This is a genomic window from Streptomyces sp. NPDC058457 (assembly GCF_042720695.1).
In the GTDB taxonomy this organism is placed as follows: Bacteria; Actinomycetota; Actinomycetes; order Streptomycetales; family Streptomycetaceae; genus Streptomyces.
This window is the reverse complement of record NZ_JBHXLU010000057.1, coordinates 66,903-77,270: the sequence shown is the minus strand read 5'-3', so window position 1 is coordinate 77,270 and position 10,368 is coordinate 66,903. Positions and strand designations below refer to the sequence as shown.

At 72.2% G+C, this 10,368-nt stretch carries 5 protein-coding genes; all 5 read left to right on the top strand.

The genetic code is table 11. The features are described from left to right. Window positions 1–5,864, top strand: a 5,864-nt coding sequence (locus ACFWPS_RS34835; RefSeq protein WP_383712643.1) for an amino acid adenylation domain-containing protein, incomplete at its 5' end; no start/stop codon positions are given. 63 nt (window positions 5,865–5,927) lie between these two features. Then, window positions 5,928–7,007, top strand: coding sequence for a glutamate 5-kinase (gene proB, locus ACFWPS_RS34830; RefSeq protein ID WP_383712640.1), 1,080 nt, complete (start codon window positions 5,928–5,930; stop codon window positions 7,005–7,007). Window position 7,008: 1 nt separating this feature from the next. Beyond that, on the top strand, window positions 7,009–8,286 hold the full coding sequence (locus ACFWPS_RS34825; protein ID WP_383712638.1) for a glutamate-5-semialdehyde dehydrogenase: 1,278 nt from the start codon (window positions 7,009–7,011) through the stop codon (window positions 8,284–8,286). 72 nt (window positions 8,287–8,358) lie between these two features. Further along, window positions 8,359–9,519 (top strand): pyridoxal phosphate-dependent aminotransferase, encoded by a 1,161-nt coding sequence (locus ACFWPS_RS34820; protein WP_383712635.1) that lies wholly within the window; start codon window positions 8,359–8,361, stop codon window positions 9,517–9,519. Next, window positions 9,516–10,328 (top strand): pyrroline-5-carboxylate reductase family protein, encoded by an 813-nt coding sequence (locus ACFWPS_RS34815; protein ID WP_383712633.1) that lies wholly within the window; start codon window positions 9,516–9,518, stop codon window positions 10,326–10,328. The genes ACFWPS_RS34820 and ACFWPS_RS34815 overlap by 4 nt, the downstream gene beginning before the upstream one ends. The last annotated feature ends 40 nt before the right edge of the window (window positions 10,329–10,368 follow it).

Sequence of the window (10,368 nt, the reverse complement as noted above, 5' to 3'; positions counted from 1 at the left end):
CCGACCTCTACGACGAGAACACCGCCCGACAGCTCTTCACCCGCCTCGCCCGCGTCCTGGACGCGGTCGCCGACGACCCCGCCGTCCGCATCGGCACCATCGACATCCTCGGCACCGACGAACGCCGCCGCATGCTGGAGGACTGGAACGACACCTCCGCCCCGATGCCCGACGCCACGGTGCTCGAGCTCTTCGAGGACCAGTGCGCCCGTACCCCCGACGCGCCCGCGGTCGTGGACGGCGCCGAGAGCGTCACGTACGCCGAACTCGACGCCCGCGCCAACCGCCTGGCCCATCTCCTGCGCGGTCACGGCATCGGCCCCGAGTCCATGGTCGGGCTGCGGCTGCAGCGCGGCACGGAGGCCGTCGTCGCCATCCTCGCCGTGTGGAAGGCCGGCGCCGCCTATCTGCCGCTCGACCCGGACTACCCGGCCGACCGGGCCGGATTCATGATGGACAACGCCCACGCCGAGCTGGTCCTCACCGACGAGCGGCTGCTCTCCGGGCTGCCGGAGTGCGATGTCCCGGTCCTCAGCCTCGACGACCCCGCTCTGCTGGACCGGCTCGCCGCGCTGCCGGCCGGGTCCCCCGGTGTGCGGGCCGGCGCCGGCGCACTGGCCTACGTCATCTACACCTCGGGCTCCACCGGCCGCCCCAAGGGCGTCGCCGTCCACCATGGCGGCCTGGTCAACTACGTGGTCTGGGCGGCCGGGGCGTACGGCGTCACCGGCGGTGCCGGCGCCGCCCTGCACTCGTCCCTGGCCTTCGACCTGACCGTGACCAGCCTCATGCTGCCGCTGGTCTCGGGCTCCCCCGTCGTCGTGAGCGCCGACGGCGGAGCCGAGGGGCTCGCGGACGCGGTCCGCGCCACGGGCGGCTTCGAAGTGATCAAGGTGGTGCCCGCGCACGTTCCGTTGCTCAACGAGCTGCTCTCCGACGAGGACGCCGCGCGCGCCGCGCAGCGGCTCGTCGTCGGCGGCGAGACCCTCACGGTCGCCGACGTGCGGGCCTGGCTGCGGCGCGCCCCCGAGTCCATGGTGACCAACGAGTACGGCCCGACCGAGACCGTCGTCGGCTGCTGCGTCTTCGATGTCGTCGCCGACCAGGAACTCGGCGAGTCCGTGCCCATCGGAAAGCCGATCGTCAACACCCGGCTGTACGTGCTGGACGAGCGCCTCCAACCGGTCGCGCCCGGCGTGCCCGGCGAGCTGTACATCGCCGGCACCGTCGTGGCCCGCGGTTACGTGTCGCAGCCCGATCTGACCGCCGAGCGCTTCGTCGCGGACCCGTTCGCGGCGGACGGCTCGCGGATGTACCGCTCCGGCGACCGCGTCAAGTGGTCCGCCGACGGCCTGCTCTGGTTCATCGGCCGCTCCGACGACCAGGTCAAGATCCGCGGCTATCGCATCGAGCCCGGCGAGGTCCGGGCGGTCGTCACGGCCCACCCCCTGGTGCGTCAGGCAGCGGTCGTCGCCCGGGAGGACATCCCCGGCGACCGGCGGCTCGTCGCCTACGTCGTCCCGGACGAGGAGGCCGACACCGACGCACTCCCCGGCTCCGTACGGGAGTTCATGGCGGGCCGGCTGCCCGAGTACATGGTGGCGGACGCGGTGGTGTGCCTGGAGGCCCTGCCGCTGACCGCCAACGGCAAGCTGGACGCCGCAACGCTGCCGGCTCCCGTCAGGGAAGGCACCGGTTCGTACCGCCTTCCGGTCACGACGGAGGAGCGGGTGCTGTGCGAGCTGTTCGCCGAGGTCCTGGGGGCCGGCTCGGTCGGCGTGGACGACGACTTCTTCGCCCTCGGCGGCCACTCCCTGCTCGCCACCCGCCTCATCAGCCGCATCCGCTCCACGTTCGACTGCGAGCTGTCCGTCCGCGCCGTCTTCGAGGCCCCCACGCCGGGCGGCCTCGCCGCGCGACTGACACCGGCCGGCACCGCGCGCCCCGCGCTGACGGCCGCGGAGCGCCCGGAGACGGTGCCCGCCTCGGCGGCCCAGCAGCGCCTGTGGTTCCTCGACCAGCTGGAAGGGCCCGGCACCACCTACAACGCCCCGGTCAGCTACCGCATCCGCGGCGATCTGGACGCCACCGCCCTGGAGCGAGCCCTGGGCGACGTCGTCACCCGCCACGAAAGCCTGCGCACCGTGTTCCGCGAGGACGCCGACGGCGAGGTCGTCCAGGTGATCCTGCCGCCGGCCGGCGTGCCACTGCACCGGGTCTCCTGCGCCGACCGCGACCTGGACACCGTCCTCGACGACCTGGGCAGCCGGGTCTTCGACCTGGGCCGGGACCTCCCGCTGCGGGCCTCGCTGGTCCGCGTCGCCGAGGACGACCACGTTCTGCACCTGCTGTTCCACCACATCGCCAGCGACGGCGCCTCCATGGGCCCGCTCGGCGCCGACCTGTCCACCGCCTACCGGGCCCAGCTGGCCGGCCGCGCCCCCGACTGGGAACCGCTGGCCGTCCAGTACGCCGACTACACCCTGTGGCAGCGCCGGCTCCTCCGGAACGCCGAAGAGCCCCAGCTGGCGTACTGGCGCGAGGCCCTCGCCGGTCTTCCGGTCGAGCTGGACCTGCCCGCCGACCGGCCGCGACCGGCAGCTCCCACGTATCAGGGCGAGGTCTTCGAGGCCGAGCTCGACGCGCAACTCCACGGCCGTCTCGCCGAGTTGGCGCGTTCCACGGGCACAACCCTCACCATGGTCGCCCACGCCGCCCTCGCCACCACCCTCACCCGCCTCGGCGCCGGCACCGACATCCCCCTCGGCACCCCCGTCGCCGGCCGCGGTGACGAAGCCCTCGACAACCTCATCGGCTTCTTCATCAACACCCTCGTCATCCGCACCGACACCTCCGACGACCCCACCTTCCACGAACTCCTCACCCGCGTCCGCGAGAACAGCCTGGCCGCCTACAGCCACCAGGACGTCCCCTTCGAACGCGTCGTCGAGACCCTCAACCCACCCCGCTCCACCGCCCGCCACCCCCTCTTCCAGATCATGCTGGAGGTGGCCACTGGCTCCGGCCCGCTCATGGAGCTGCCGGGTGCCGAGATCGAGGGCGTCGAAGGCGTCCTGAACCAGGCGAAGTTCGACCTCAACCTCACCTTCCGGGCACTGACGGACGCCGACGGACGCCCCGGCCCGCTGCGCGCCACCGTCGGCTACGCCACCGACCTCTACGACGAGAACACCGCCCGACAGCTCTTCACCCGCCTCGCCCGCGTCCTGGACGCGGTCGCCGACGACCCCGCCGTCCGCATCGGCGCCATCGACATCCTCGGCACCGACGAACGACGGGAGCTGTCCCGCCTTGCGGCCGGTCCCGACCCGGTCGACCGCTTCCCCGAGGCCTCTCTCCAGGAGGCGTTCCGGCACCAGGTGCTCCGCACCCCGGACGCCGTGGCGGTGCGCTGCGCCGGCCGCAGCCACACGTACGCCGAGCTCGACGCCCGCGCCAACCGCCTGGCGCACCGGCTGATCGCCGCCGGTGCCGGCCCCGAGCGGCCCGTCGCCATCCTGATGAGCCGCACGGTGGAGCTCGTGGTCGCCCTGACCGCGATCCTCAAGTCCGGCTCCTATTACGTGCCGTTGCACCACGCCTCGCCAATCGACCGCATGCAGGTCGTGCTCGAGGAATGCGGCGCCGGAGTCCTGCTCACGGACCGGGCGATGCGGGAGCGCGGACTGCCGGAGGCGACGACCGTCGTCATGGTCGAGGAGGACGGAGCGGACGCGTCCTTTCCGTCGGCCGACCCGGCGGTGCCGGGCCGGCGGCAGCAGCTGGCGTACGTGATGTACACCTCCGGTTCGACCGGCAAGCCCAAGGGCGTGGCCGTCACCCACCAGGACGTGTTCGAACTGGTCAACGACTCGATCTTCGTCCCGGGCGACCACGACCGGGTGCTGCTGCTCACCCCGTACGAGTTCGACCCGTCCACATACTCCTTCTGGTACCCCCTGCTGCACGGCGGCACCAGCGTCATCGCTCCTGAGGAGGACCTGACGGTCGAGCGGCTGGCGCGGCTGATGCAGACGGAGCGGATCACCGGCGTCGACGTGACCGCGGGTCTCTTCCGGGTCATGGCCGAGGAGCACCCCGAGTGCTTCGCGGGGGTCAAGGCGGTCATCACCGGCGGCGACATCGTGTCGCCCGTGGCGGTACGCAGGGTCCTGGAGCACTGCCCGGACCTGCTGGTCCGCAGCAACTACGGGCCAACGGAGACCACGCTGTTCGCGACCTCGGCGCCCTGGCGCAAGGCCTCGGAGGTGCCGACGCCCGTGCCCATCGGGCGGCCCCTGGACGGCATGGCGGCCCATGTCCTCGACGACTCGCTGACCCCGGTCCCGGTCGGGGTGACCGGCGAGCTGTACCTGGCGGGCACCGGCCTGGCCCGGGGCTATCTGAACCGCCCCGACCTGACGGCAGAGCGCTTCGTGGCCGACCCGTCCGGTCCGGCCGGCTCGCGGATGTACCGCACGGGCGACCGGGTGCGCTGGACCGCCGACGGGCTGATCGACTTCGTCGGCCGGGCCGACAGCCAGGTGAAGATCCGCGGCTTCCGCATCGAGCTCCCGGAGATCGAGTCCGTCCTCGCCGCCTTCCCCGGCGTCCGCCAGGTCGCCGTCCTCGCCCGCGAGGACCGGCCGGGCGACAAGCGGCTCGTCGGCTACGTGGTCGGCGACACCGAGATCGACCTCGACGCGCTGGACCGGCACGCCCGCCAGTCCCTGCCCGAGTACATGGTCCCAGGTGCCGTTCTCGTCCTGGAGCGGCTGCCGCTGACCCCGAACAACAAGGTCGACTACCGGGCGCTGCCCGCGCCGGCGCTGCCGCAGCGCGGTGGACGTCCGCCGCACACTCGCACCGAGGCCGCGCTGTGCGACCTGTTCGCGGACGTCCTCGGCACCGACGGCATCGGCGTCGACGACGACTTCTTCACCCTCGGCGGCCATTCCCTGCTCGCCACCCGCCTGATCAGTCGCATCCGCGGCCGGTTCGGCAGCGAACTGTCGGTCCGCGCCCTGTTCGAGGCACCGACGGTGGCCCTGCTGGCCGAGCGACTCGGCCAGGACGGCCGGGACGGGACCGGCGACGGCCTCGGGGTGCTGCTGCCGCTGCGGGCGGAGGGCACCCGCAACCCGCTGTTCTGCGTCCACCCTGCCATCGGTCTGAGCTGGTGCTACAGCGGACTGCCCAGCCGCCTGGACCGGCAGCAGCCGGTGTACGGCCTGCAGGCCCCGGGCTTCGCCGAGCCGGACAGCGCCCCGTCGTCCCTCGCGGCGATGCTCGACCGGTACGTGGCGGAGATCCGCTCCGTGCAGCCCGAGGGGCCCTACGCGCTGCTCGGCTGGTCCTTCGGCGGTGCCGCGGCGCACGCGCTCGCGGTGCGGCTGCGGGAACTCGGCGAGGAGGTCGCGTTCCTCGGCGTGCTCGACGCCTTCCCGGGGCAGGCCGGCACCGCGGCCCCGCGCGTCGGATACGACGACCCGAAGGTGTGGCCGGCGATCAGGGACTCGGTGGGACACGACCCGGCTCACCCGAACAGCCCGCTCGCCGAGCTGGGGCCGGACGGACTCGACGCCTTGGCCCGGGTGTTCGTGGACATCACCAACCTGCGCGGCACGTTTGACTCGGGGGTGTTCGACGGGAATCTGGCCCTCTTCACCGCCACCGAGGGCGCGACGGTGAGCGAACCGGCCCGGGTGTGGGCGCCGCACGTCACCGGGCGGATCGAGGTCCACCCCGTCGACTGCGCCCACGGCGAGATGACCGCGCCGGGCCCGCTCGCGGCCATCGGCCGGGTCGTCGCCGGACACCTCGACGCCCTGGCCGGACCCGAGACCGACGCCGACCCCGCCTGACCAGCCGCCCGCGCCCCTCATGTACGCCCCTCACGAACCCCTCACAGGAACCGAGGCAGTTCCATGTCATCCGGTGCCCATCAGGAACGCGTCGTCATCAAGATCGGAACCTCGTCGCTCGTCTCCGACGGGTGGCCCGACCCCGGCAAGCTCGCTGCTCTGGCCGACGCCGTCGTACGGCTGCGCGGCGAGGGCGTCCAGCCGGTAGTCATCGGCTCCGGCGCGATCGCGGTCGGCAACTCCCGGCTCGCCGCGGCCGGCGCCGCCGTCGACGGCCCGGCGGCCCGCCAGGTCGCGGCGGCCGTCGGGCAGGGACTGCTCTACGAGGCCTTCCGCGAGGCCCTGGCGGCCCGCGGTCTGGTCGCGGCACAGATCCTGCTCACGCCGCCCGACCTCACCGGTCCCGAGCACCGCGACAGCGCCCGGGCGGTCCTCGAGGGCGCCCTCGACGCCGGTCTCGTCCCCGTGGTGAACGAGAACGACGCGGTCATGGTGCGCAACAACGACGTGCTCGCCGCGCTGCTCGCCGGCGTCCTGCAGGCCGGCCGGCTGCTGCTCCTGACCGACGTGCCCGGTCTGTATGAGAGTGACCCGCGTCGCGACCGGAACGCCCGGCGCGTACCGGAGATCGCCGTCATGACGCCCGAGGTCGAGCGGCTGGCCGGGGCCGCGGCCCGGGGGCTCGGCACCGGCGGCATGGCCGCCAAGCTGTGCGCGGCCTGGATCGCCACCCTCGCCGGGGTCCCGGTGGTCATCGCCGGCGCCGATACCGAGGACGGTGTCGTGCGGGCGATGGCCGGTGACGACATCGGCACCCTCGTCCACCCCCGGGTGCCCGAGCAGGACCTCGACCTCGGCCGGATGTGGCGGGCCCTGTCCGAGCCGCCGGCGGGCCGGCTGCTGTGCGACCCCGACGGCGCCGCCGCCCTCGCCGAAGGAGGCATCCTGACGGCCCGCCAGATCAAGGGCCATGAGGGCGTCTTCGGGCCCGGCTCGATCGTCGACGCGGTCAGCGGTGACTGGCGGATCATCGTCCGCGGCCGGACCCGACTCGGGTCCGCCGACCTCAACGACTTCACCGGCCCGGGCGAAGGCTCGGCCGTACTCCACCCCACCGACTACGTCACCCTTCCGGAGGCCTGACATGACCACCGTCCCGCACACCACCGCCCCGTCCGTCACCGACATCTGCCGCCGCGCCCGCGAGGCCTCGTACGCGGTCCGCGAGCTGACCACCGAGGTCAAAGACCGTGTGATCGCGGAAATGGCCGACGCCATCGACGCCGCCGACGACCAGCTGAAGGAGGCCAACGCCCTCGACGTGGCCGCCGCCCGGGAGAGCGGCGCCTCCGCCACCCTCGTCGACCGCCTCACCCTCACCGACAAGCGCATCGCGGGCATGACCCGGGCCATGCGCACGATCATCGACCTGCCGGACCCGGTTGGCCAGGTCGTCGAGGGCCGCACCCGCCCCAACGGCATCCAGATCGAGCAGGTCCGCGAGCCCCTCGGCGTCGTCGCCGTCATCTACGAGGCACGCCCCAACGTCACCGCCGATGTCGCCGCCCTCTGCCTCAAGTCCGGCAACACCGCGGTGCTGCGCGGCTCCTCGATCGCCCAGCACACCAACGCGGCCATCGCCGACGTGCTGACCGAGGTGCTCGCCCGGCAGGAGGACGTGCCCACCGATGCCGTCCAGCTGATCCGTGACGTCTCCCGCGAGGCCGCCCTCGAACTGCTCAAGGCCGAGGAGTACGTCGACCTGCTCGTGCCGCGCGGCGGTCCGGGCCTCATCCAGACCGTCAAGGACAACGCCACCGTCCCCACCGTCATCGACGGCGACGGCAACTGCCACGTATACGTTGATTCCACCGCAGATCTGACCATGGCCACCGCCATCGTGATCAACGGCAAGACCTCCCGGCCCAGCGTCTGCAACGCCGTCGAGACTCTGCTCGTCCACCAGGACCTCGCCGACGGCTGGCTGCCGGGCGTTCTCGACGAGCTCAAGGGCCTGGGCGTCGAGATCCGCGGCGACGAGCGCGTGCGCGCCGTATGGCCCGACGCCGCCCCGGCCCAGGACGGCGACTGGGAGACCGAGTACCTGGACCTGGTCCTCGCAGTGAAGGTCGTCGAGGATCTCGACGCCGCGCTGGCCCACATCAACACGTACGGCACCCGGAACGCCGAGGCGATCGTGGCCCAGGACATCGCGGTGGCCCGCCGCTTCACCCGCGCCATCGACTCCGGCAGCGTCTTCGTCAACACCTCCACCCGCTTCTCGGACGGCGGCGAGTTCGGCTTCGGCGTCGAGATCGGCGTCTCCACCCAGAAGCTGCACGCCCGCGGTCCCATGGGGCTCGAGTCCCTCACCTGCGTCAAGAACGTCGTGTGGGGAAACGGGCAGATCCGTGTCCTGTAACCGCTCCCTCACCCCCACGCGGCACCTCACGCCGACCGCCACCGGCTTGCTCACAGCGAAGGACGACACCCCATGACCATGCAGACAATGCGGCACTCCAGTCTCATGGACTCCGTGTCGGAGGCCTCGTCGATCAGGACGAACAACCGGGTCTACGAACTGCGCGCGGCCGGCGTCGACATCGTCACGCTGTCGCTCGGTGAGGCCTTTTTCGACCTTCCCACACCCTCCTTCGAGGGCATGCCCGGCGCACAGATCCACCACTACTCGCACTCCCGTGGGGTCCCGCTGCTGCGCCAGAAGCTGGCCGAGTACCACAAGACCTGCTCCGGCGCACCGGTCGACCCCGAGACGGAGATCATGGTCACCGCCGGTTCCAAGGCCGCGATCTTCATGACGCTGACCGCCCTGCTCGAACCCGGCGACGAGGTGATCATCCCCGAGCCGCTGTGGGTCAGCTACCCGGACCAGGTGCGGCTCGCCCGGGGTGTGCCGGTGATGACCCCGTGGTACGAACAGGTCAGCGACCTGGAGTCGTACATCACGCCCCGGACCCGCGTGATCATCGTCAACAACCCGCACAACCCCACTGGCCGCCGACTGGGCGCCGCCGAACTGCTGTCGCTGCACGAGCTGGCCGAGAAGTACGGCCTGTTCCTCATCTCCGACGAGGCGTACCACGAGTTCGTGCCGGAGAGCGAGGTGTTCGTCTCCGCCCTGAAGCACGACCCGGAAAAGCGGCACACCATCGTCTGTAACTCGATGTCGAAGAACTACGGCATATCGGGGTGGCGCATCGGATACCTCATAGCCGACCAGCACTTCACCTGCCAGGTCATCAAACTCCAGCAGCACATGGTGACCTGTGCGCCGACCATCCTCAGCTACTACCTGGCCGAAAACTTCGAGGCGATCCTCGACCACACCCGCCCGCAGATCCGACGGGTCGTGTCCACCCGCAACCGGATGGCCGACCTGCTCGCGGATCGCGGCGTGCAGTGCCTGCCGGGCGACGCCACGTTCTATCTCTTCGCCTCGCTGGGCGAATCCCTGCTCGACTCCACGGAGTTCGCCGAGCAACTCCTCACCCGGCATGGCGTCGCCGTCGTCCCGGGCGTCGGCTACGGCGCCTCCTGCGACCGGTTCGTCCGCGTCGCGGTCGGCGCCGAGAGCGAGGACCGGCTGGTGCGTGGCATGCACGCCATCGCCGACCTCATCGAGGCGACCCGATGACGGCACGGCCGGTCGCCGACGGCACCCTCGCCCTCGTAGGCTGCGGGCGGATGGCCCGTGCCCTGGTGCGCGGCCTGCTCGCCACCGGGCATGCCCCGGAGCGGCTGACCGGGGTGTCCCGCACCGGCCACGGGGCCCGCAGCCTTGCCGACGAGTACGGCATCCGACCGGCTGACACCGTCGCCGAGGCCGTCCACGACGCGGCCGTCGTCGTTCTGGCCGTCCACCCGCACGAGACCGCAGAAGTCCTCGACGAGTTGAACGACAGCGTCACCCGGCGGCAACTGGTGCTGTCGCTCGTCGCCTCCTGGCGCACGGAGGCCATCGCCGCGCGCCTGCCCGGTGTGCCCGTGGTGCGAGCCGTCCCCAACGTGGCCGTCGCCGAACGCGACGGCGTGACCGTCATCGGTGCCACCCACGACGGTGCAGTACAGGACACCGCGCGCGGCCTTTTCGCCGGACTCGGTCAGGTCCTGATCCTCGACGAGGACCTCCTCGAAGCAGTCAGCGCGCTGTCCGGAGCCGGCCCCGCGCTGGTCGCCCGCTTCGCCGAGAGCCTGGCTTCGGCAGGCCGGTCCCAGGGCATCCCGGCCGACACGGCCGACCTGCTCGCCGCCCGAGCGGTCCGCAGCACGGGCGCCCTCCTCGCAGGGGGCGCAACACCTGCGGCCGTGATCGACGCCGTAGCCTCGCCCGGAGGCATGACCGAGGCGGCGCTGCGTCGGCTCGACGAGGGCCTGCCCGAGTCCGTACGACAGGGGGTGGACGCGGCCGTCCGCCTCTCCATCGGACGGCTCGCCACCGCCTGACTCCGCAAGCCACCATCGACCGACCCGCCCCCGACCTGGA

Bases quoted from the DNA above. Each gene is read 5' to 3' on its own strand.
- ACFWPS_RS34820 (WP_383712635.1), top strand. From the start codon at position 8,359: ATGACCATGCAGACAATGCGGCACTCCAGTCTCATGGACTCCGTGTCG.
- ACFWPS_RS34815 (WP_383712633.1), top strand. From the start codon at position 9,516: ATGACGGCACGGCCGGTCGCCGACGGCACCCTCGCCCTCGTAGGCTGC.
- ACFWPS_RS34825 (WP_383712638.1), top strand. From the start codon at position 7,009: ATGACCACCGTCCCGCACACCACCGCCCCGTCCGTCACCGACATCTGC.
- proB (WP_383712640.1), top strand. From the start codon at position 5,928: ATGTCATCCGGTGCCCATCAGGAACGCGTCGTCATCAAGATCGGAACC.